Below are 22,686 nucleotides of genomic sequence, written 5' to 3'. Positions count from 1 at the left end.
CGTCGTCGGGTTGGCGAAACGAAACACGTCGCGTCAGGGGCGCGCGAGGCGGACCTTCTCGGTGCGCTCGACCTGCACCACGACGCCGTCCTGGACGACGACGGTGACGGTGCCGTAGCGCAACTCGGCGAGCGCGTCCCGCACCCTGTCGAGCGCCTGCGCGGCGCGTGGATCCTCCTGTGGCGTTCGGACCGCGTTGGTCATCTCTCCTCCTCCTCAGATCGAATAGTCCTGGACGAAGACGCGCACCCGCTTGGGGAACACGTACACGGATTCGCCGGTGCTCAGCCGCAGCTCGCTGTGGCGATCCGGGGTGAGCACGACGTTGATCGGCACGCCGAAGTCGCGCACCAGCAGCTCGACCTTGACGCCGATGCCGGCGGGATTGATGCGCAGCACCTCGGCGCGCAGGCTCGACGGCCCGTTGGCATAGCGGTCGATCTCGAGCTCGTTCGGCCGCACGTAGACCGTGGCGGGCTTGGCTTCGCCGTGCGGGTACTCGGGGAAGGCGAGCTCGAGCCCGCCGGCGACCGCGCGGCCGCCCTCGACGCGGCCGTGGAACACGTTGACGTTGCCGAGGAAGTCCATGACGAAGGCGTTGGCCGGCCGCTCGAAGACCTCCTCCGGCGTGCCGACCTGCTCGATGCGGCCGCGGTTCATCACCACGACGCGGTCGGCGACCTCGAAGGCCTCCTCCTGGTCGTGGGTGACGAAGACGCTGGTGACGTGGATCTCGTCGTGCAGTCGGCGCAGCCACTGCCGCAGCTCGGTGCGGACCTTGGCGTCGAGGGCGCCGAAGGGCTCGTCGAGCAGCAGCACGCGCGGCGAGGCGGCGAGGGCGCGGGCCAGCGCGACGCGCTGCCGCTGGCCGCCGGAGAGCTGCGACGGCACCTGCTGGCCGATGCCGTCGAGCTGGATCAGGCGCAGCAGCTCGTGCACGCGCGCCTCGACCTTCTCCCGCGGCCACTTCCGCACCCGCAGCCCGAAGGCGATGTTCTCGAACACCGTCATGTGGCGGAACAGCGCGTAGTGCTGGAAGACGAAGCCGACGTTGCGATCGCGTGGCGAACGGTTGGTCGCGTCGCCGTCCTCGTAGTGGATCTCTCCCCCGTCGGGGCTCTCGAGACCGGCGATGATCCGCAGCAGCGTCGTCTTGCCCGAGCCCGACGGCCCGAGCAGGGCCACCAGCGAGCCGTGCGGAATGTCGAGACTGACGTCGTCGACGGCGACGAAGTCGCCGAACCTCTTCGTGATGTTGCGAACCGAGATGCCCACGCCGGCTCCCTCCTCTCGGCGCGGTGCGCCGGTGGCGTCGCTCGCGTTGTCGCGTTGCACGAGCCGTAGTTGTCGTGACTGACCGGGCGTCGCCAGCTCGCCGGCGCCGTCGTCGGTGGCCTCGCGCACCCGCGCCGCGAGATCGCGCCGGGTCTTCCACTCGAGGCCGGTCTTCACCGCCAGCGTCACCAGGGCGAGCGACGACAGCAGCGAGGCGGCGGCGAAGGCGCCCGGCATGTTGTACTCCTGGAACAGTTTCTCGACCCGCAGCGGCAGGGTGTCGGTCTGGCCGGTGATGCGGCCGGAGACCACGTAGACGGCGCCGAACTCGCCCATGGCGCGTGCGTTGCAGAGGATGACGCCGTAGAGCAGGCCGTACTTGATGTTCGGGAGCGTGATGCGGCGGAAGATCTGCCAGCCGCGCGCCCCGAGGCTCACGCCGGCGATCTCCTCCTCGGCGCCGATCGCTTCCATCACCGGCACCAGCTCGCGGGCGACGAACGGAAAGGTGACGAATGCGGTGGCGAGGATGAGGCCGGGGGTCGCGAAGACGACCTTGAGGTCGTTCGCGCGCAGCCACTCGCCGAGCAGGCCCTGGAGGCCGAAGATCAGCATCAGCGCCAGGCCGGCGACCACCGGCGACACCGCGAACGGCAGGTCGATGCAGGCGGTGAACAGGGTCCGACCGCGGAAGCGGAAGCGCGAGATCGCCCACGCCGCCGCGACGCCGAAGACGACGTTGAGGACCACCGCCGTCGGGGCGACGATCAGCGTCAGGCGGATCGCCGCCAGCGTATCGGCGTCGTTGACCAGCGCGTTCCAGTAGGCGGTGAGGCCCTTGCCGAGGGCTTCGTAGAAGACGTTGACGATCGGCGCCACGATCAGGACGCCGACGACCGCGACGGAGAGGGCGATCAGCACTCCCTGGACGAACTGCGGATCCTCCTGAGCGCGGCGGACGGCCGTGGAATCAGGCGTAGCCATGGCGCTTGGTCCACCTTTCGAGGATGTTGATGGCGAACAGCAGCGAGAACGACATCGCCAGCATGACGACGGCGATGGCGGCGGCGTCGGCGTAGTGGAACGATTCCAACGAAGCCACCACCAGCACGGGCGCGATCTCGGTCTTGAAGGGCATGTTGCCGGAGACGAAGACGACCGAGCCGTACTCGCCGATGCCCCGCGCGAAGGCGAGCGCGAAGCCGGTCACGGTGGCGGGCAGCAGGATCGGCAGCAGGACGCGCCAGAACGTCTGCAGCCGGGTCGCGCCGAGGCAGGCCGCCGCCTCCTCCACCTCGGCCTCCAGGTCGGCGAGGACGGGCTGGACGGCGCGGACGATGAAGGGCAGGCCGATGAAGGTCAGCACCAGGACGATCGCCAGGCGCGAGTACGCGCCCTGGATGCCGAGCGGCACGAGGAAGCGGCCGAACCAGCCCTTCGCCACGTACAGGCTCGAATAGACCAGGCCGGCGACGGCGGTCGGCAGCGCGAAGGGGAGGTCGATGATGGCGTCGAGCACCCGCCGGCCGGGGAACTCGTAGCGCACCAGCACCCACGCGATGAGGATGCCGAAGGGGATGTTGACCAACGCGGCGACGAAGGAGGCGCCGAGGGTGAGCGCGTAGGCGGCCTGCGCCCGCGACGACCACGCCGCGCTGACGAACTCCTCCCAGCCGAGGCTCGAGGACTTCACCAGCACCGCGGCGATGGGGAGCATGATGAGCAGGCCCATGTACGTGGAGGCGTAGCCGAGACTGAGGCCGAACCCCGGCAGCACGCGGCGGTTGACGTCCGACATGGCCACGCTCAGCGCAGGACGCCCAGCACCAACCAGGCGATGCCACTCCACAGGACCAGCGCCAGGGTCAGCCCGGAGAGGAGCCCGAGCAGCGGCATCTGCGGCGCGCGATCGGGACGGTCGCGGTCGGCGATGAACATGGTCAGCTCCTCGTACGTCGGCCGCATGACGTCACTTCTGCTGGTAGATGGCGTCGAAGACTTGTCCGTCGCCAAAGAACTTTGCGTAGGCATCGTTCCAACCCTTTGCGACCGCATCGACCGTGAAGAACCTGATGGCGGGGAAGGTGGACTGGTACTTCGCCGCCACCGTCTGATCGATCGGCCGATAGAAGTTCTGCGCGATCAGCTCCTGGCCTTCCGGGGTGTAGAGGAAGTTGAGGTAGGCAGTGGCCGCGTCGGTGGTGCCGTGCCGCCGCGCGTTGACGTCGACGACCGCCACGGGCGGCTCGGCCAGGAAGCTGACCGACGGGTAGATGATCTCGAACTCGCCCGGCGTCTCCTTGAGCTGCAGGTGGGCTTCGTTCTCCCACGTGAGCTGCACGTCGCCGATGCCCTTCTGCGCGAAGGTGACGCTGGCGCCGCGCGCCGCGGCGTCGAGCACCGGGGCCTGCTGGTAGAGCTTGGTCACGAACTCCTTCGCGTCGGCCTCGCTGCCGCCGCCGGCCAGCACCGCGCCCCAGGCGGCCAGAAAGCTCAGTTTGCCGTTGCCCGATGTCTTCGGGTTCGGGGTGACGATCTCGACACCCGGCTTGACGATGTCCTTCCAGTCCTTGATCCCCTTTGGATTTCCCTTGCGCACCAGGAAGACGATCGTGCTGGTGTAGGGCGTCGAGTTGTTCGGGAACCGGCTCTCCCAACCGTCGCTGATCAGGCCGACCTTGCGGATGGCCTCGGTGTCCGGCCACATCGCCAGGGTCACGACGTCGGCCTCTAGGCCGTCGACGACGGCGCGCGCCTGCGAGCCGGAGCCGCCGTGCGACTGCTTGATTTCGAACGTCTGACCCGTCTGCTGCTGCCAGGCGGGGATGAATCTGGCGTTCACCGCCTTCCACAGCTCGCGCGTCGGGTCGTACGAGACGTTGAGGAGCTGATCGCCGGCGAAGGCGGGCGCGGCGAACAACAGCAGGGCAGCGAGAAAGGTCTTCATGGGTGTTCTCCTCCGAATGGGTTGGTGGTTGCCGGACGCGGGGGGCGGCGAGTGCCGCTCCAGCCGCGCCGGGGGCGCGAAAAGAAAAGGCCCGGGAGGATTCGTCCTCCCGGGCCTTTGGTCAGTTCAGCGTTGTAGCGCCGTCGTCAGCGACAGACGGCAGCAGGCGCAGCGTAACCACCGGCGCGAGAGGCCTCCCAGGCCTGCGGACAACAACACATCGCGATGTGGCGGAACGACTGCATTGCCGGTGGAGTTACCGGCGCGGTTGGTGAGAGTCAATGGTATTCGTCGAGCACATGGGATTTCGTCGAACACGGTCGCGGCAGGGGCGCGGGATGGCGGCCCGCGCGCCTGGCGCGCGGCGGAGGCGCTACCAGCTCACCGCGACGTACTTCGTCTCCGTGTACTCGAGGATCCCTTCCGGGCCGCCCTCGCGCCCGAGTCCGCTCTGCTTGATGCCGCCGAAGGGCGCCGCGGGGTCGGAGACGATGCCGCGGTTGAGCGCCACCATCCCCGCCTCGAGCGCCTCGGCGACGCGCAGCGCGCGCCCGAGGTCGCGGGTGTAGACGTACGACACCAGTCCGTACTCGGTGGCGTTGGCGAGGCGGATCGCTTCCTCCTCGGCGTCGAAGGCGACCACCGGCGCCACCGGGCCGAAGATCTCCTCGGCGAGGATCGGCGAGTCGGGCGCCACCCGATCCAGCACCGTCGGCGGATAGAAGAAGCCCGGGCCGCTCGGCGCCGTGCCGCCGACGCGCACGCGCGCCCCGGCGCCGCGCGCCGCGTCGACCAGGCGCGCCACCTTGGCGCGCGTTTCGGCGTTGACCAGCGGGCCGACGCGCACCGCCGGGTCGAGGCCGTTGCCCATCGCGAGCCCGCCCATGGCGCGCGCCAGCCGGTCGCTGAATTCGTCGGCGACGGCGCGTTCGACGTAGAAGCGGTTCGCCGCCGTGCAGGCCTCGCCGTTGTGGCGCATCTTGGCGATCATGGCGCCGGCGATCGCGGCGTCGAGGTCGGCGTCGGCGAAGACGATGAACGGCGCGTTGCCGCCGAGCTCCATCGAGCACTTCACCACCCGCTGCGCCGCCTGGGCGAGCAGGAGCCGGCCGACCTCCGTCGAACCGGTGAACGACAGCTTGCGCACCCGCGGGTCGGCGAGCATGGCGGCGGCCACCGCGGCGTTGCGCGTCGTCGGCACGACGTTGACCACGCCCGGCGGCGCTCCGGCCTCGGCGAGGATGGCGGCGACGGCGAGCGCGGTGAGCGGCGTCTCGGTCGCCGGCTTCAGGACGACCGTGCAGCCGGCGGCGAGCGCCGGGCCGATCTTGCGCGTCGCCATCGCGGCCGGGAAGTTCCACGGCGTGATCAGCAACGCGACGCCGATCGGCTGCCGCAGGACGAGCATGCGGTTGCCGCCGCCCGGCGCCGTGGCGAATCGACCGTCGAGGCGCACCGCCTCTTCCGAGAACCAGCGGAAGAATTCGGCGGCGTAGGCGACCTCGCCGCGCGCTTCGGCGATCGGCTTGCCGTTCTCGCGCACGATCAGCTCGGCGAGCCGATCGGCGCGCGTTAGCATGAGCTCGAAGGCGCGGCGCAGCACGTCGCTGCGCTGCCGCGGCGGTGCCGTCGCCCAGCCCGGACCGGCGGCGTGCGCCGCGGCGACCGCGGCGAGCGCATCGTCGACGGTCGCGTCGGCGACGCTGGCCAGCTCGGCGCCGGTCGCCGGCTCGCGCACGGCGAAACGCGCGCCATCCGCGGCGGCGCGCCACGCCCCGGCGATGGCGAGCTCGGTGTACGGGTCGGTCATGGCCCGGGAATACACCAATTCGCCGCCGGGCGCCGCTTCGAACCGCGCCCGGAGCGCGACGCTGGCGCGCGCATCGCGCCGTCGCCCGCTCGCCGTGGGGCCGCCGTGCTGGCGGGCTTGCCCGGTCGCCGGGCGGCTGCTCTAGTCGCCCGGTGCATCGCTGGCGCGTCCTCATGGTCCTGCTCGCCGTCGCCTGGTGCGGCAGCGGTGCCTGGTGGCCGAGCCGCGCGATCGGCGCGGCGGGCGCGGTGCTGGCGGCGAGCGAGCAGCCGGCGGATACGCTGGCGCTGCGTTCGCCCGTCGCGGGCGAGCAGGTGGCGCAGCTCTCCCGACCGCAGCCGACCGGCGACGCGGTGCCGCGCGATGCGGCGGTGCGAGCCGGTCGCGTCCTGGCGGCGATCGGCGCCAGCGCCGCCCCGCCGATCCCGTTCCGGCGCCGCCGGCGTGTGCCGGCGCGCCGCCTGAGCCGCGCGCCCGACGAATCCTCCTGACCGTCCGCTCCTCGACGTCCTGGGGCAGCGGCGCGATCGCCTCGCGCCGTCCGATCCACATCTTCAGGAGGTTGCGATGAGCGACGAACAGCAGGCCGACAGCGAGCCCGCCGCGGCTGGGACGCGCGCGGGTCTGGTGATACTGGTCCGCATCGCCATCATGTTCGTGGCCATACCGGTCGCGATCATGGTGGTGGCACACTATCTCTTCTGACGTGACCAGGTTCGCCGCCGGGCGCCGCGCGCGGCGCGGCGCCCGGCGAGCGGAGCCGACGAGGCGGGAGGGCGCATGGCGGAGGCAAGCAAGCGACGGGTGGAGGCGTGGTCGACGAAGGTGGGGGTGATCCTCGCCGTCGCCGGCTCCGCGGTGGGCCTCGGCAACTTCCTCCGCTTCCCCGGCCGCGCCGCGCTGTACGGCGGCGGCGCCTTCCTGATCCCCTACTTCATCTCGCTGCTGGTGATCGGCATTCCCATCTGTTGGGTGGAGTGGACCATCGGCCGTCACGGCGGGCGGCACGGCTTCAACTCGGCGCCGGGGATCTTCCGCGTCATCTGGCGGTCGCGGTCGTCGAGCGGCTTCGGCGCGCTCGCCGTGTTCGTGCCGGTGGGGATCTACATGTACTACGTCTTCATCGAGGCGTGGTGTCTGGCCTACGCCTGGTTCTATCTCACCGGCGCCATCGCCCCGGGCGGCGATCCGGCGGCCTACCAGGCCTACTTCTCCTCCTTCTTCAACGACTTCATCGGCGTCGCCGCCGACGGCGCGCTGTTCCGCGGCGCCAGCCCGGCGCTGCTGGCGCTGGTCGCCTGCGTCGCGTTCAACTTCTTCCTGATCTATCGCGGCCTCGCCGGCGGCATCGAGAAGTTCTGCCAGTGGGCCATGCCCGCCCTGGTGATCGCGGCGCTGATCGTGCTGGCGCGGGTGCTGACGCTCGGCACGCCGAATCCGGCGCTGCCGGAGCAGAACGTCATCAACGGCCTCGGCTTCATGTGGAACCCGAAGCCGATCGCGCCCGGCGCCGGCATGTTCTCCGCCCTCGCCGACTCGCGCGTCTGGCTCGAGGCGGCGGGGCAGATCTTCTTCACCCTGTCGGTGGGCTTCGGGATCATCATCACCTACGCCAGCTACCTGAAGCCGACCGACGACGTGGCGCTGTCGGCGCTCACCGCGTCGTCGGCCAACGAGTTCTGCGAGGTCTGCCTCGGCGGTCTGATCACCATTCCGGCGGCGTTCATCTTTCTCGGCGCCGCGCCGCTGGCGGCGGTGGCGGGCTCGACCTTCGGGCTCGGCTTCCACGCCGTGCCGGTGACCTTCCAGTATCTGCCGCTCGGCGCCTTCTTCGGCTTCCTGTGGTTCGGGCTGCTCTTCCTCGCCGCCGTCACCAGCTCGATCTCGATGCTGCAACCGGCGATCGCCTTCCTCGAGGAGGGGTTCGGCTTCGGCCGCCGCCCGGCGATGACGGCGCTGGCGCTGATCACCCTGCCCGGCACGCTGCTGGTGGCGTGGTTCACGCGCGACGGCGTGGCGCTCGACGTCATGGATTTCTGGATCGGCAGCCTGGCGATGGTGGTGCTGGCGTTCTTCGAGGTGCTGCTGTTCGGCTGGGCGATGGGCGCCGAGCGCGGGTTGCGCGAGGCCAACCGCGGCAGCGACCTGCGCATTCCCGGGATCTTCGCGCCGATCATCCGCTACGTCTGCCCGGTCTACCTGGCGCTGATCCTCGGCAGCTTCGCCTACCAGAACCTCGGCGCGCAGGCCCGTTCGATCCTCGAGCGCCCGGAGGCGATGCTCACCGCCGTCTACATGCTCGCCGTGCTGGCGCTGCTGCTGGTCCTGGTGCGGCTGGCGGAGCGGCGCTGGGACCGCGAGGGCCGCGCCGGCGCGCCGCGCTGAGCGGGCGGGAAGGGAGCGCATGCGATGACCGCCATGGGCTGGTTCCTCATGATCGTCTCAGTGGGGTCGGTGGTGACGCTGACCGTCTACTGCTTCTGGCGCGTGCTGACGACGCCGACCACCAAGGGCCATCTGCACGCCCCGCTCGAGATCGAGACCGATGAGCGGCTCGAATAGGCGCGATCAGCGCCCGTTCCGGCCGCCGCCGCCCTGACCGTCGCGATCCGTCGGCGCGGCGGCGCGGCGCGATTGACCGGCGCCCGACCGTGCGCCATGCTGCCGCTGCTTCACGCCGCCACCAGCCCCCAGATGAGCTCTGCCGAGGCGACCGCCTCTCCACTTCCCGGCGCGCCCGGCGCGCCCATCGACGCGGCGCCGTCACAGGCGCCGGCGCATCACGAGTCGCAGCCGAAGCTGCTGTCGCCGCTGCTCGTGTGGGCGGTGGTGTTCTGCGACATCGGCACCTCCGTCTATTACGTCCCCGGCATCCTCTACAGCCAGGTCGGCCCGCTGGCGCCGCTGTTCGTGCTCGGCACCACCGCCGGGTTCCTGCTGCTGGCGGCGAAGTACGTCGAGATCTGCTGGCGCAACCCGGAGGGCGGTGGCGTGGTCACCGTCGCCACCAAGGCCTTCAACCCGCGCTGGGGGTGCTTCGGCGGTATGCTGATCACCGTCGACTACTTCCTCACCTCGGCGATCTCGTCGGTGTCGGGGATGAACTACCTGGCGAGCCTGTTCGCGAGCCTCGACCCGCACATCATCGGGCTGAGCGTCGGCGCGCTCCTCTTCCTCGCCGCCATCAACCTGATCGGCATCCGCGAGAGCGCGATCATCTCGCTGGTGATGGCGGTGGCGGCGCTGACCGTGGACCTGGTGGTGGTCGGCGTCACCTGGTGGCACATCGGCCCGCCGCACTGGGAGCTCATCTGGCATCACCTGACGCTCGGCTCGACGCTGACCCCGACCACCTTCCTGGTCGGGTTCGCCGGCGCCTGGCTCGCCTTCTCGGGCCTGGAGAGCATCAGCCAGTTGAGCCCGGCGATGCGCGAGCCGCTGCGCGGCACCGCCAGCCGCGGCATGTACCTGGTCATCGCCTCGATCCTGGTCACCTCGCCGCTGCTCACCCTGTTCTCGGTCGCGCTCCTGCCCGAGGCGCTGAAGGCGCACGAGACCGAACGCTTCATCTCCGAGCTCGGCGCGATGTGGGGCGGGCTGCCGGTGAAGATCGCGGTGGTGACGACCGCGTCGGTGCTGCTGCTGTTCGCCGCCAACACGGCGATCATCGGCGGCTACCACGTGTTCCTGGCGCTGGCGCGCCAGGGTTTCTTCCCCGGCTTCATCACCGCCCGCAACCGTCGCTTCGGCACGCCGCACTGGGCGATCGCCATCGCCACCGTCGTGCCGGTGCTGGTGGTGCTCGGCACCGCCGGCAATCTCACCATCCTCGGCGAGATGTACGCCTTCGGCCTCCTCGGCGCCTTCGTCCTCAGCTCGCTCGGGCTCGACGTCCTGCGCTGGCGCGACGGGCAGCGCAGCGCCTACTTCTGGGTCGGCGTGTTCACCACCGCCATGGTGCTGGTGTCGTGGTGCGTGAACCTGGTGACCAAGCCGCTCGCCACCTTCTTCGGCGGCGGCCTGACCGCGGTGGGCATGGCGGTCGCCATCGGCGCGCAGCAGAAGCGCTTCCACGACGTCCTCTACCGCCTGCCGTTCGTCCGCCGTCGCACCGCCGAGCGCATCATCCGGGCGCACGGCGTCACCGAGGAGGTGCCGGAGCTGATCAGCCTGAGCGACGCGCAGGACCTGCGCCAGCTCTACCCGTCGACCACGCTGGTGGCGCTGCGCGGCCCGAACGCCCTGCTGGTGAGCGAAGCGGTGCGCCGCGAGCGCGGCCGCGGCGGCACCACCATCTACGCGCTCTACGTCGAGGAGCGGCCCGGTCTGTTCGTCGGCAGCGCCGCCAGCGAGCCGGACCCCGAGGGGCGCGATACGCTGCTCTTCGCCGCCCGCGTGGCACAGAGCGAGGGCGCGAATCTCCTGCCGGTCTGGACCATCTCCTACAGCGCCGCCGAGGGCATCGCGCGCGCCGCCCGCGAGCTGGGGGTGGACACGGTGATGATGGGCGTCAGCCGGCGCGGCGCCATCTACCACCTCCTGCGCGGCCACGTGATCAACGGCTTGGTCCGGCAGTTGCCGCCGAGCTGCCATCTGCTGCTGCATAGCTGACGGCGGCCGGCGCGGGTTCGCCGTGCCGGATCCGGGCTAGTAACACTCCGCGACGGCGAGCTCGTTGCCCGCTTTGACCTTGCGGTACTTGTCCCAGAAGCCGTCGTCGATGTCGCGCAGGCTGCGTTTGACCTTGTCGGCGCGGTAGCGGCGCACCTGGCCGGGGCCGCCGTTGTACATCGCGTAGGTGGAACGAGCGAGGTTGTCGATGCTGCCGGTGGCGGTGTGCTCGCCCTTGGCGACGGCGTAATCGCGCAGGTAGTGGAGGAGGATCTCGGCGCCGGCGCGAGCGTTGTAGGCGATGTCCTGCTGCAGGCCGCCGACCTCGTAGAAGCCGCGCCAGACGCGGGGCAGCACCTGCATGATGCCGACGGCGCCGGCTCCCGAGAGCATCGGCCGGATGCGGCCGTTGACGCGGACGAACTGGCGCCAGCAGCTCTCCTTCCAGGCGGTGGCGAGCACCAGCCAGCGGTAGAGCTGGTGGAATTCGCTCTTCAGCTCCTTGCTGTCCAGCGTCGCGTCGGCGGTCTGGCCGAGCAGCTCGCGCACCAGCGGCAGGTACTGGTCGAGGTCGTCCCGCGACGGCACCCAGTGGTTGAGCCGCGCCGCCGGCTCGGCGGCCCAGGCGGCGGCGGGCCACAGCCAGCTCAGGTCGACGTCGGGATTCGGCGCCGGCGCGGGCGGCGGCGGGCCGAACCCGAAGCGCTCCCGCAGCAGCGGATCGACGGCCTCGTCGTAGGTCAGCGGATCCCCGGGCGCGCTCGGCGCGATCATGCGCGCCAGGCGGCGCAGGCCGTCGGCGGAGATGTCGAGGCCGCTCGACGGCCCGAGCGCATCGATGGCGCGCAGCGCGTCGGCGGCGGTGATGAAGGTGAGGTAACGCAGCGCGCCCTCGCCGGGCAGGCCGAGGCTAATGTCGCGCAGCACCGGCGCCAGGCGCCCCCAGGTCTTGACGAAGAGGGGGCGCACCGGATCCGGGGCCCCGGGATGGGCCGGCGCGAGCGCGTCGAGCAGGTCGTAGCGGGCTTCGATCAGCACGTCGAAGAGCGCCTGCCGCTGCGCCGCGAGGGCGTCGCCGGCGGCGTTCTTGGCGACGAAGGTGACGAAGGCGTCCCACTGCTCCCAGGCGGCGTTCCAGGCCGCGATCTCCTGCGCGCTGAGCGTCGGCTCGGGGCCGGGCGCCAGCGGCTCCTCGACCAGCGTCGCCTCCTCGACCTCGAAGCGGACGTCGAGGCGCAGGCCGGCGTCGGTCACCGCCGCCCCGACCAGGCGCAGCGAGTCGATCAGACGCTGCGCCCGCTCGCCGCCATCGGGCAGCACGCTGGGCAGGAAGTCGCGCAGCTCGGCGAGCGGCTGCGCCAGGTCGATGGTCACCGCCTCGAAGCGCGGGTGGACGTACTGCTTCACCCAGTCCCAGACGGTGCCGGTGATCCGCTTCTTGCCGTCCGTGCCGTAGAGATTGGTGTCGACGACGCGGAAGCGCACCACCGGCGCGTTCGCATCGAGGGTCGGCTCCTCCAGCACCTCGACGGTGCCGGTCCAGTCGAGCGCGGTGAGACAACTGTTGCCCACCGCCGTGCCGACCCTCGCCAGGCCGTCGCTGACCACCCGCAGCCGCCCGCCAACCGAGTCGACGCGCGGGTTGGAGAGGATCATGACGTTGCAGCCGGATCCGTCGTCCCAGACCCGCACGGTGTTGTCGCGCAACGTGTACACCTGCTCGACCAGCATCTTGCGGACGAACGCGTGATCGAGCGACAGGGGGACGTCGACGTCACGGGTCGCGGCGACCGCCGGCAGCGCCAGCAGCGCGACGGCGAGTGCGATCAGGCGGCGGCTCACGGTCGCCGCAGCATAGCGCTCGCCGCGGCGGCGCGCACCCGCTCGACGCCGGGCAGCGGCCGGACGCGGCGCCTACGCGCCGCACTCCACATGGCCGGGGATGCCGTCGATCACCTCGCCGATCACCGCGCCCGCCGGGGCGCCGCGCGCCTGCAGGTCGGCGGCGAGCGCCGCGGCGCGCTCGGCCGCCACGGCGATCAGCAGGCCGCCGGAGGTCTGGGCGTCGGCGAGCATTAGGCGATCCACCTCATCGACGTCCGCCGCCCACTCGCAGTGCGCCGTCGCGGCGGCGAGGTTGGTGCGCGTGCCGCCCGGCACGACCCCGGCGCGCGCCAGGTCGCGGGCGAAGGGCAGCAGGGGGACCTGCGAGGCACGCAGCCGGGCCGCGACGCCGGAGCCGAGCAGCAGGTTGCGCAGGTGGCCGAGGAGGCCGAAGCCGGTGACGTCGGTGGCGGCGCGGGCGCCGGCGGCCAGCGCGGCGTCCTTGGCGGTCTTGTTGAGCGTCGTCATCAGGCGGGTGACCTCGGCCAGGTCCGCCGCCGCCAGCATCTGCTTCTTGATCGCCTGGGTGGCGATGCCGAAGCCGAGCGGCTTGGTGAGCACCAGGGCGTCGCCGGGGCGCGCCCGGGTCTGCGTCATCACCCGGGCGGGGTCGACGCTGCCGACGACGCACAGGCCGTACGTGAGCTCCGGGCCCCTGATGGTATGGCCGCCGGCGATCGCGCAGCCGGCCTCGGCGGCCTTGTCGCGGCCGCCGCGGAAGATCCGTTCGAGCACCGACAGCGGCAGCCGGTCGTCGGGGAAGGCGCACACCGCGAGCGCCGCCTGCGGCTCGCCGCCCATCGCGTACACGTCGCTGATCGCGTTGGCGGCGGCGACGGCGCCGAAGGTCTCGGGGTCGTCGACGAGCGGGGTGATGAAGTCGACGGTGAAGACGAGCGCCCCGCTCCCCGGCGGCGTCAGCAGCGCCGCGTCCTCCATCGCGCCGACATCGGGCGCGACCCACGGGTGCGCGGCGGACGGAAGCTGCCTCAGGACCTGGACCAGGTCCCCGGCGGCGAGCTTGCGGGCGCACCCGCCGGCCTGGCTGAGCGCGGTGAGACGGACGTCGTCGGTCATGCGTCAGCGGTTAGCGGGACGGCCGTCCGCGGACAACCGCGGCGCGGTCGCGCCGCGGAGAACGAACGCGGCCGGGCCGCCGCGCCCAGGCCCCGCGAGGTGGCGATGGCGGCGCGGCGGATCGCCGCGCCGCCATCGGTGTCAGTCGTTCTTGATCCGCATGCCGTAGAAGGAGCGGTACACGAACACCACCGAGATGCCGAAGCAGGCGACGGCCAGCAGCGTGTTGGCGGTGGGCGCGTGCTGGCCGAGGCTGACGGCGAGCTCGACGGCGAGCAGGCCGAACAGGGTGGTGAACTTGATGATCGGGTTCATGGCCACCGACGAGGTGTCCTTGAACGGATCGCCGACCGTGTCGCCGACCACCGTCGCCTCGTGCAGCGGCGTGTTCTTCGCCCGCAGCTCGGTCTCGACCACCTTCTTGGCGTTGTCCCAGGCGCCGCCGGCATTGGCCATGAACACCGCCTGGAAGAGGCCGAAGATGGCGATCGAGATCAGGTAGCCGATGAAGAAGAAGGGCTCGACGAAGGCGAAGGCGAGGGTGGAGAAGAAGATGACGAGGAAGATGTTGAACATGCCACGCTGCGCGTACTGGGTGCAGATCTCGACCACCTTCTTCGAGTCGGTGATCGACGCCTTCTCGACGCCCTCGAGCTTGATGTTGCGCTTGATGAACTCGACGGCGCGATAGGCGCCGGTGGACACCGCCTGGGTCGAGGCGCCGGTGAACCAGTAGATCACCGAGCCGCCGAGGATGAGGCCGAACAGGAACGGCGGGTGGAGAATCGACAGCAGGCTCATGTTCTCGGTCAGGCCATGGGTGAGGGCCATGACGATGGAGAAGATCATGGTCGTCGCGCCGACCACCGCGGTGCCGATGAGCACCGGCTTGGCGGTCGCCTTGAAGGTATTGCCGGCGCCGTCGTTCTCCTCGAGGAACGCCTTGGCGCGCTCGAAGTCGACGTCGAAGTCGAACTGCTTCTTGATCTCCTGCTTGACGTTGGGGACGTTCTCGATCAGCGACAGCTCGTACACCGACTGCGCGTTGTCGGTCACCGGGCCGTAGGAGTCGACCGCGATGGTCACCGGGCCCATGCCGAGGAAGCCGAAGGCGACCAGGCCGAAGGAGAACACCGCCGGCGCCAGCATCAGCGGCTTGCCGTCGGCCAGGGTCGCGCCGAGGCCCGCGTGGCTGACGAAGTAGGCGATGCCCATGAGGCCGACGATCACCAGGCCCATCCAGTAGGCGGAGAAGTTGCCGGCGGTGAGACCGGCGAGCACGTTGAGCGACGCGCCGCCCTCCTTGGAGGCCTCGACGCACTCGCGGACGTGGCCGGAGTTGGTCGAGGTGAAGACCTTGATCACCTCGGGAATGATGGCGCCGGCCAGCGTGCCGCAGGTGATGATCGTCGACAGCTTCCACCACAGCGTGCCGTCGCCGCCCAGGTTGGGGATCAGCAGGTAGGAGGCGACGTAGGTGATCACCACCGAGACGATCGAGGTCAGCCACACCAGGAAGGTGAGCGGGTGCTCGAAGTTCATGTTGGTGGCCGACGCGTACTTGCCCGACTGGATGCCTTCGTTGATCGCGTACGAGAGGATGCTGGCGACGATCATCATGACGCGCATCGCGAACAGCCAGACGATCAACTGCCCCTGCACCTCCGCATGCGGCACGGCGAGCAGGATGAAGGAGATCAGCGCCACGCCGGTGACGCCGTAGGTCTCGAAGCCGTCGGCGGTCGGGCCGACCGAGTCGCCGGCGTTGTCACCGGTGCAGTCGGCGATCACGCCCGGGTTGCGGGCATCGTCTTCCTTGATGTTGAAGACGATCTTCATCAGATCGGAGCCGATGTCGGCGATCTTGGTGAAGATGCCGCCGGCGATGCGCAACGCCGAGGCGCCGAGCGATTCGCCGATGGCGAAGCCGATGAAGCAGGCGTACGCCATGTCCCGCGGCACGAACAGCAGCACCAGCAGCATCAGCAGCAGCTCGATCGAGATGAGCAGCGTGCCGATGCTCATGCCGGCCTTCAACGGGATGGCGTAGCAGGGGAAGGGCCGTCCCTCGAGCGCCGCGAAGGCGGTGCGCGAGTTGGCGAAGGTGTTCACGCGGATGCCGAACCAGGCCACCGTGTAGCTCCCGCCGATGCCGATCAGGCTGAACAGGATGATGATCGCCACCCGGTACAGCGCCATGTCGCGCAGCAGCCAGAAGTAGACGACCATGATCGAGCCGATGAACAGCTCGAGGATCAGGATGAACCGGCCCTGGGTGATCAGGTAGGTCTTGCAGGTCTCGTAGATCAGCTCGCTGATCTCGAGCATCGACTTGTGGACCGGCATGTTCTTGAGCTGGGTGTAGATCCACAGGCCGAAGCCGAGGCCGGCCAGGCAGACGAGCAGGCCGCCGAACAACAGGCTCCGGCCGCTGGTGCCCATCATCATGACCTGGCTCAGGTCGGGCAGGACGAGGTCGAGCTCGCTGTGGCTCGCCGCCTCCTGGGCCAGCACCGGGCTGACGCCAAGGACGCCGAGCAGGGTCGGGATCAGGGTCATCATCGGCCGCATCGTCATAAATCTCCTCTTCTGGAAGCCCCCAAACCCGCAAGCCGTACACGATTCCCGCCGCGCAAGTAAAGGTGGGGCGGCGGCGGGAGCCGTCGTTGGGCCCCCAGCCCGGGCACGTCGGGGGCCGCGCCGCCGCGACGCGGGCCACGGCGGTGCGGGGCTCACGCCTCCAGCGACTGCTCGATGCGGCGCAGCTCGGCCTCGCTGCTGCGCTGCGGACCGGTGAAGCGATGGCGGGCGTCGACCGCCCAGTAGAGCGCCATGAAGAGGCAGAGGGCGACGATCGACCAGCCGGCGAGCTCGTTGGGCGGGATGGAGAAGAGGAGGGTGATGCAGGCCACCCAGGCGAGGGCGATGGCGTTGAGCGGCACCCCCCAGCGACCGAGGCTCCACGGCGCCAGCCGGGGCGTGGTGAACTCGCCGCGGCGGCGCAGCTTGTTGCGCAGGTTGAGCCAGATGGGAATCGCGTAGGCGAGGTAGAGCGCCGTCGTGCTGATTGCCACCACCACCGAGTAGAGGGCCGCATAGACGGTGAGCAGGACGGCCAGCGCCGAGGTGATGACGATCGACCAGATCGGCGTCCGCCAGCGCGGGTGGATGCGGCGGACCAACGTGTAGCCGGGCATGCCGCCGTCGCGCGCGAAGGCGAACCACATGCGGCTCATGCTGGTGATCGAGGACAGCCCGCACAGCCACATGGCGACGACGATGATCACCGCCACCAGGTGGGCGGCCGCGGCTGGCAGGTTGGCGTAGACGAGATAGAGCACCGCCGGCGCGTTGGCGGGGTCGACGGTGGCGGCGAGATCCGGCACGTGCAGCGTCAGGATCAGCAGCATCGCGTAGCCGACCACCGCCGAGACGGCGACGGACAGGAACACGCCCCAGGCGCTGTTGAGGCGCGCCATCACCGTCTCCTCGGCGACGTGCGCCGAGGCGTCGTAGCCGGTGTAGGTCCACTGCGCCTGCAACAGCCCGAGCACGAACGCCAGGCCGAGGCCGCCGCTCGCGTACACCGCCCCGAGGCCGGGCAGACGCAACATCAGCGAATCGAAGGCGAACGGGCCGACGGTGAAGGTGGCGCCGAGCGCGGCCGGGTCGACGGACCGCTGCGCGGTGAACAGGAAGCCGAGCGGCTGGGCGTGCGAGCCGAGCGCGATCAGCAGCCCGGCGATGACCAGCACGCCGCCGATGTGCCACCAGACGCTGAAGTCGTTCAGCGCCGAGGTCAGGCGGATGCCGAAGCAGTTGATGAGGATCTGCGGGATCATGATCAGCACCATCGCGATCACCGTGGCGGTGGTGTCGGTCGGCAGCGCCGTGCCGGCGATGCGGTTGATCGCGCCGAGCAGCGTGGTGGCCGCCGCGTAGTCGATGCCGGCGGTGATGGTGACCTGGCCGATCATGTTGAACCAGGCGGTGATCCACGCCCAGCGATGGCCGCCCAGCCGATGCGCCCAGAAGTACAGGCCGCCGGCGGTCGGGTACGCCGACGCCAGCTCCGCCATCGAGGCGGCGATGCAGAGCACGAACAGGCTCACCAGCGGCCAGCCGTAGGTGTTGATCGCCGGACCGGCGAACTGCAGGCCGTAGCCGAACAGTTGGATGGCGCCGGTGAGGATCGAGATGATCGAGAACGAGATGGCGAAGTTCGAGAACCCGCCCATCTCGCGGTAGAGCTGCTGCGCGTATCCCAGGGCGTGCAGATCGCGCACGTCCTGGCGGATCAGCTCGTCGCGGCGTTCGGCTCGCATCGCGGCCCTCCCGGAGGCCGGCCATGGCACGCCGGCGGCCCGGGCCGCAAATCGCCTCCGGCGCGGCGGGACCGCGCCGCCGCCGGTCACGGGGCGGTGGCGCGGTTGCGGTGGGCGGTGGCGAGGATCTCGAGGTGCTTGCGGGTCTGGCGGGCGGCCTTCAGCAGGTCGCGCGCCTGCTCGCGCAGCGGGTCGTAGGCCTTGCCCTCGAGCGCGTTGTAGGCGCGGAAGAGCTGCTCGTAGAAGTCGATCCGCGGCCCCTCGGCGGCCGCCTTGGCGGCGTAGTAGTCGGCGAGCGCGAGCTGCTCGGCCGGGGAGCGGAGGAGGCGGACGCGCTCGAGGACGTTGGCGTCGGTGACCGCCGGTCCGGGCGTGACGCGGGCCGTGGCCGCGGCGGCGCCGAGCAGCAGGGCGAGCGGGATGGCGAGGCGGCGGCGCATGTCACTGCCCCGGCGGCAGGTAGGTCATGGTGATCTGCAGCTTGTCGTCGACGAACTGCGACTTGGCGAGCATGATCGTCAGGCGTTTCGCCGGCACGGCGAAACGATTGATCTCGTACTCGCCGCTGCCGGAGGTCTCCGGCGCGACGCCGAGCGTCTTGGCGAAGTGTTCCGCGGCGGCGTGGAGCTGAGCGAGCGGCATCATGTACACCGCCATCTCCGCCGGCGGATCCTGCTTGCTGAGATAATCCACCGTCAGCTTGCGATTCAGCGTCGCCCCCTCCGGCGGCGTCACCCCGATCTTCGCCGGGTCGAGGATCCGCTTGATCCAATCGGCCGGGCTCTGGGCGTGGACGGCGCTGAGCAGGAGCAGGGAGAGCACGGAGGCGCACAGGGGCAGCTTGCGGATCATGGACGAACCTTTCGATGGCCACGCGTCGGTGACGAAGGTGAAATCAATCGGCACGCCGCTTCGTTCGCGGCACGCCGACGATACGACAGCCGGCGCGCGCGGTGAACCGGCCTTCGTGGTTCTCGGCGTCAATGTCCCCCTGACGAGCGAAAGGCGGGCATGACCTCGCGGGCGAAGAGCTCGGTGGCCCCGAGGCGGTCGACGCGGCCGAACATGCCGATGAAGTGGGTGACGCCGAGGGCGACGTACTCGCGCAGGCGGGCGATGATCTGCTCCGGCGTGCCGACCATGGCGTCGAGGCCGTAGGCGTCGCCGTGGCCGCGGGCGCGGCGCTTGGCGAGGCGGGCGTCGAGCGCCGCCTGCGTCGGCTCGATGATGACGTTGCCGAACCAACTCCGCTCGATCGCCGCCGGATCGCGGCCGACGGCGGCGCAGTGGCGCTCGAGGATCGGGATCTTGTGCCGGAACGCCGCCACGCTGCCGCCGAAGTTCCAGCGATCGGCGTAGCGGGCGACCAGGCGCAGCAGCACCCGCTCGCCGCCGCCGCCGATCATGATCGGCGGCCACGGCCGCTGCAGCGGCTTCGGATTGCACCACGCGTCGGTCACCCGGTAGTAGCGCCCGGCGACCGTCGCCCGTTCGTCGCGCCACATCGCCTGGCAGATCCGCAGGGCCTCCTCGAGGCGCGCCAGGCGCTCGCCGATCGGCGGGAAGTCGAAGCCGTAGGCGCGGTACTCGTCCTCGTACCAGCCGGCGCCGAGCCCGAATTCGAGGCGGCCGCCGGAGACGTGGTCGAGCGTCGCCGCCATCTTCGCCAGCAGCGGCGGGTGGCGGTAGCCGTTGCACACCACCAGGGTGCCGAAGCGCAGGCGCGAGGTCTCGCGCGCCAGCGCCGACATCAGCGTCCAGCACTCCAGCGAGTCGTCCGACCGCGGGGTGGCGACGCCGTAGAAGTGGTCGTCGAGCCAGGCGGCGTCGTAGCCGAGCTCCTCGGCCCGCTGCCAGTGGCGGGCGAGCGCGGCGAAGGTCGTGCCCTCGATCGGCGTCTGGACGGAGAAGCGGAGCGGCGTCATGCATCGCCTGGTAGCGCAGCCGCCGGCGAAAGGGCAGGGCGCGCGGCCGCTGCGCGCGGCGATCAGTCGCCGTCGGGAACCGCGGCGACGGCGTCGGCGCACGGGACCTGGAAGACGCGGCGGTCCTCGAGCCGCACTGCCGTCAGGGCGTTGCCCCAGACGCAGCCGGTGTCGATGCCGATGACGGCGGGCTCGAGGTGCAGGCCGAGGCGCGCCCAGTGGCCGAAGATCACGGTGGCGCTGGCGGTGCGGCGGCCCGGCGCGGCGAACCACGGCAGGTTGCCGCGCGGCGCCTCGGCCGGGGGGCCCTTGAACGTCCAGTCGGGCGTGCCGTCGGCGCGCAGGGTGCGCAGGCTGGTCAGCGCCGCGAGCACCGCGGCCGGGTCGGCGGAGCCGGCGGCGGCGGGCAGCGCCGGCGGCGGCCGGGACGCGGCGGCGGCGACGCGGGCGCCGTCCGGACCGCGCAACGCCGCGGCGGCGGCCGCCGCCCGGCGCTGCGCCGCGGCGGCGGTCCACCCCGGCGGCAGCCCGGCGTGGACGAGGAGCCGGTCGCCCTCCCGGTGCAGCGCCGGGCGCGCGCGCAGCCAGGCGCAGAGGGCCTCGCCATCCGGGGCGGCGAGCACGTCCTCGATGGTATCGCGCTTCTTGGCGGCGACCAGTCCGGCGGCCCGCGCCAGCAGGTGCAGGTCGTGGTTGCCGAGCACGACCACCGCGCGCCCGCCGAGGTCGCGCACGTCGCGCAGCACCGCCGCCGAGGCGGGCCCGCGGTTGACCAGGTCGCCGACGAACCACAGGCGGTCGTCGGCGCGCAGCGGCAGGCTCGCGAGCAGGCGATCGAGCGTCGCCGCGCAGCCCTGGACGTCGCTGATCGCGTAGATCGCCATGCGTGGATCGAATGTGTCCGATCCGCGGCGGCGCCGCCAGCCTGGCCGGTCTGGCCTCGATACGACAAAACACCTTCACCACGGAGACACGGAGACACGGAGGGGGCAGCGTGGGAATGGCGGGTGGGCGCGATCCCCATGGCCATTGCTGATGGCGTTGGGGATCTCGCCCCCGAACCCCCTCTTGTCCCGGTTACTCCGTGTCTCCGTGCCTCCGTGGTGAAATGTTTTCGTCACATCGGGGCTAGCCCGGATTATTCACGAGTTCGCTACTGCGAGCGCCGACGGCACGCCATCTCTGGCCGTGCTCGCTCCTCCCTCCTCGACAGACTGTCGAGTCTGCCTGCGTCGGTCGTCGCTGCGCTGGGCCAGATCTGGCGCACCCTCGGCGCTCTCGCGACGCGAGCTCGTGAATGATCCGGGCTAGTCGAGCAGGTCGGGCGCGTATCCCCCGGCGGCGTAGTCGGTGCAGAAGGCGTCCTCGTCGCCGGGGTGCGCGGGGTCGAGCGCGACCAGCGCCGGCCGCACGTCGGCCCAGAGATCGGCGGCGTTGCCCGGCGAATTCTTCACCACCAGCAGCAGATCGAGGGCGCGATGGCCGACGATGTACTGTCCGCCCAGGCCGGCGGCGAACCACATGCCGACGTCGAGCGGCTGGTCGCAGGCGTAGGGCGGATCGTAGTGGCAGTCCGGCGCCTCCGAGAGACCGTGCGGGTAGGCCGGCCAGAGCGCCACGGGCGCGCACGGATCGAGCGGCCCCTGCTGCTTGGGGCCGTTGGTCAGCCCCTGGGTGTAGTTCGAGTCGCTGTTGAGCCAGGTGAGGTAGCCGTAGGCGGTGTTGGCGTCCTCGAACGACGGGTGGGTCATCTTGTAGGTCCAGTCGGCATCGAGGACGCGGTCACCCGACCAGACGCCGTCGTGCAGGACGAGCAGGCCGACGCGCGCCATGTCGAGTACCGTCGAGATCCAACTGAAGCCGAGGAGCTTGTTGGCGTTGTGCCCGCTCCAGAGCGAGTCCGTCATGCCCAGCGGGCCGAAGACGAAGCGCTGGACGAACTGCTCGAGGTTGGTGCCGAGGCGTTCCGGGTCCTGCGCGACGACGGCGTTGATGACGTCGCTCAGGCGGTTGATCTGCACCGATCCGAAGATGTCGTAGGTGTAGGTCCGGCGGCCGTACGCGAGGTCCTCGTTGTGCGCCAGCATGGCGAGCACATGGGCGATCCGCGCCTCGGGGTTGAAGGTGACGCTGTCGAGCCAGTGGTCGACGCGGTCGTCGTCGGCGAGCGGCCCGGTCTTGCGTCCGCTGCGCGGCAGGTCGCGGGACTGGTACGCCGCGATGCCGGTGGTGAGCGCGCCGAGGGTCTTGGTGGTCGAGAACACCTCGCCCGGCGGGTCGCTGCCCTCGGGGTAGTACACGTGGCAGAGCTGGCCGTAGCGGATCACCGCGTAGGGGCGGGCGATGCGCGCGTCGGCGGCGTCGAGCCGGTCGGGGTCGAGGCCGCAGCGGCTGATCACCTGTTGGCGCGGCACCAGTTGCCAGGGGGCGGGGCCGGGATCGCTGCCCGACGGCGCGCAGCCGTCGAGCGTGGCGGCGATGCCGGCGAGGATCTCGTCGACCGTGACGTCGCGGCTGCCGTCGCGGTCGGCGGCGGCGCAGCGCGCCAGCGGATCGGCCCCGAGGCCGATCGAAACGGCGCGCAACAGCTCGTCGACGCGCACCGCGCCGTCGCGATTGCAGTCGACCGCGCAGCCGCTGCGCGGCAGCAGCCGCGACGCCTCCAGCGCCTGCGCGCGCGCCCCCGTGGCGCACGCCATCAGCCACACCGCCGCCACCACCGGTGGTCGCAATCCCCCGCGCATCGTTCGTCCCCCTGGCCACCTCATCGCCCGCGCCGCCGATTGAGACAAGGTCCTACGGGCTGACTGGTCGCAGCGCCTGTCTCAGCCG

At 70.9% G+C, this 22,686-nt stretch carries 20 protein-coding genes; 5 read left to right on the top strand and 15 right to left on the bottom strand.

What is annotated here, in order from left to right:
• Positions 1–33 precede the first annotated feature (33 nt).
• The 6 genes from KF840_11215 to KF840_11190 form a co-directional block, all read right to left on the bottom strand.
• A complete protein-coding gene (locus KF840_11215) occupies positions 34–204 on the bottom strand; it encodes a DUF2292 domain-containing protein (protein ID MBX3025462.1) in 171 nt (56 codons plus the stop codon).
• A gap of 12 nt (positions 205–216) precedes the next feature.
• Positions 217–2,259, bottom strand: coding sequence for a sulfate ABC transporter permease subunit CysW (cysW, locus tag KF840_11210; protein MBX3025461.1), 2,043 nt, complete (start codon positions 2,257–2,259; stop codon positions 217–219).
• Positions 2,246–3,073 (bottom strand): sulfate ABC transporter permease subunit CysT, encoded by an 828-nt coding sequence (gene cysT / locus KF840_11205; protein MBX3025460.1) that lies wholly within the window; start codon positions 3,071–3,073, stop codon positions 2,246–2,248. The genes cysW and cysT overlap by 14 nt, the downstream gene beginning before the upstream one ends.
• Positions 3,074–3,081: 8 nt before the next feature.
• Positions 3,082–3,240: a hypothetical protein gene (locus KF840_11200; protein MBX3025459.1), complete on the bottom strand. Its 159-nt coding sequence runs from the start codon at positions 3,238–3,240 to the stop codon at positions 3,082–3,084.
• A 4-nt stretch (positions 3,241–3,244) separates the two neighbouring features.
• Positions 3,245–4,222, bottom strand: coding sequence for a sulfate ABC transporter substrate-binding protein (locus KF840_11195; protein MBX3025458.1), 978 nt, complete (start codon positions 4,220–4,222; stop codon positions 3,245–3,247).
• Between the two features lie 373 nt (positions 4,223–4,595).
• Entirely contained in the window at positions 4,596–6,032 is a 1,437-nt protein-coding gene (locus KF840_11190) for an NAD-dependent succinate-semialdehyde dehydrogenase (protein ID MBX3025457.1), read from the bottom strand.
• Between the two features lie 152 nt (positions 6,033–6,184).
• Between KF840_11190 and KF840_11185 the strand changes: the two genes are divergently transcribed.
• The 5 genes from KF840_11185 to KF840_11165 all read left to right on the top strand — a co-directional run bounded on the left by KF840_11185 (position 6,185) and on the right by KF840_11165 (position 10,643).
• Positions 6,185–6,523: a hypothetical protein gene (locus tag KF840_11185; protein MBX3025456.1), complete on the top strand. Its 339-nt coding sequence runs from the start codon at positions 6,185–6,187 to the stop codon at positions 6,521–6,523.
• 76 nt (positions 6,524–6,599) lie between these two features.
• On the top strand, positions 6,600–6,737 hold the full coding sequence (locus tag KF840_11180) for a hypothetical protein (protein ID MBX3025455.1): 138 nt from the start codon (positions 6,600–6,602) through the stop codon (positions 6,735–6,737).
• A 75-nt stretch (positions 6,738–6,812) separates the two neighbouring features.
• Entirely contained in the window at positions 6,813–8,417 is a 1,605-nt protein-coding gene (locus KF840_11175; GenBank protein ID MBX3025454.1) for a sodium:calcium symporter, read from the top strand.
• Between the two features lie 24 nt (positions 8,418–8,441).
• Positions 8,442–8,594, top strand: coding sequence for a hypothetical protein (locus tag KF840_11170; protein MBX3025453.1), 153 nt, complete (start codon positions 8,442–8,444; stop codon positions 8,592–8,594).
• 132 nt (positions 8,595–8,726) lie between these two features.
• Positions 8,727–10,643 carry a universal stress protein gene (locus KF840_11165; protein MBX3025452.1) on the top strand — a complete coding sequence of 639 codons (1,917 nt, stop codon included), beginning with the start codon at positions 8,727–8,729 and terminating at the stop codon, positions 10,641–10,643.
• 36 nt (positions 10,644–10,679) lie between these two features.
• Here the strand turns inward: KF840_11165 and KF840_11160 are convergent, their stop codons facing one another.
• The 9 genes from KF840_11160 to KF840_11120 all read right to left on the bottom strand — a co-directional run bounded on the left by KF840_11160 (position 10,680) and on the right by KF840_11120 (position 22,598).
• Positions 10,680–12,485, bottom strand: a complete 1,806-nt coding sequence (locus tag KF840_11160; protein ID MBX3025451.1) for a lytic transglycosylase domain-containing protein — start codon at positions 12,483–12,485, stop codon at positions 10,680–10,682.
• A gap of 72 nt (positions 12,486–12,557) precedes the next feature.
• Complete coding sequence (selD, locus tag KF840_11155; GenBank protein MBX3025450.1) at positions 12,558–13,604, bottom strand: selenide, water dikinase SelD; 1,047 nt, start codon at positions 13,602–13,604, stop codon at positions 12,558–12,560.
• Positions 13,605–13,745: 141 nt separating this feature from the next.
• On the bottom strand, positions 13,746–16,181 hold the full coding sequence (locus KF840_11150) for a sodium-translocating pyrophosphatase (GenBank protein MBX3025449.1): 2,436 nt from the start codon (positions 16,179–16,181) through the stop codon (positions 13,746–13,748).
• A gap of 155 nt (positions 16,182–16,336) precedes the next feature.
• On the bottom strand, positions 16,337–17,929 hold the full coding sequence (locus tag KF840_11145; protein MBX3025448.1) for an amino acid permease: 1,593 nt from the start codon (positions 17,927–17,929) through the stop codon (positions 16,337–16,339).
• Positions 17,930–18,015: 86 nt separating this feature from the next.
• On the bottom strand, positions 18,016–18,369 hold the full coding sequence (locus KF840_11140) for a hypothetical protein (protein ID MBX3025447.1): 354 nt from the start codon (positions 18,367–18,369) through the stop codon (positions 18,016–18,018).
• 1 nt (position 18,370) lies between these two features.
• Positions 18,371–18,781 carry a hypothetical protein gene (locus tag KF840_11135; GenBank protein ID MBX3025446.1) on the bottom strand — a complete coding sequence of 137 codons (411 nt, stop codon included), beginning with the start codon at positions 18,779–18,781 and terminating at the stop codon, positions 18,371–18,373.
• Between the two features lie 128 nt (positions 18,782–18,909).
• Entirely contained in the window at positions 18,910–19,854 is a 945-nt protein-coding gene (locus tag KF840_11130) for an LLM class F420-dependent oxidoreductase (GenBank protein MBX3025445.1), read from the bottom strand.
• A 62-nt stretch (positions 19,855–19,916) separates the two neighbouring features.
• Entirely contained in the window at positions 19,917–20,738 is an 822-nt protein-coding gene (locus tag KF840_11125) for a symmetrical bis(5'-nucleosyl)-tetraphosphatase (protein MBX3025444.1), read from the bottom strand.
• A 423-nt stretch (positions 20,739–21,161) separates the two neighbouring features.
• The gene (locus KF840_11120; GenBank protein ID MBX3025443.1) at positions 21,162–22,598 is read right to left on the bottom strand and encodes a hypothetical protein; all 1,437 of its coding nucleotides are present in this window, start codon (positions 22,596–22,598) and stop codon (positions 21,162–21,164) included.
• Between the last annotated feature and the right edge of the window lie 88 nt (positions 22,599–22,686).

Source organism: bacterium, assembly GCA_019637795.1.
Classification (GTDB): Bacteria; Desulfobacterota; Binatia; order HRBIN30; family CADEER01; genus JAHBUY01.
This window is presented reverse-complemented; position numbering and strand designations above follow the sequence as displayed.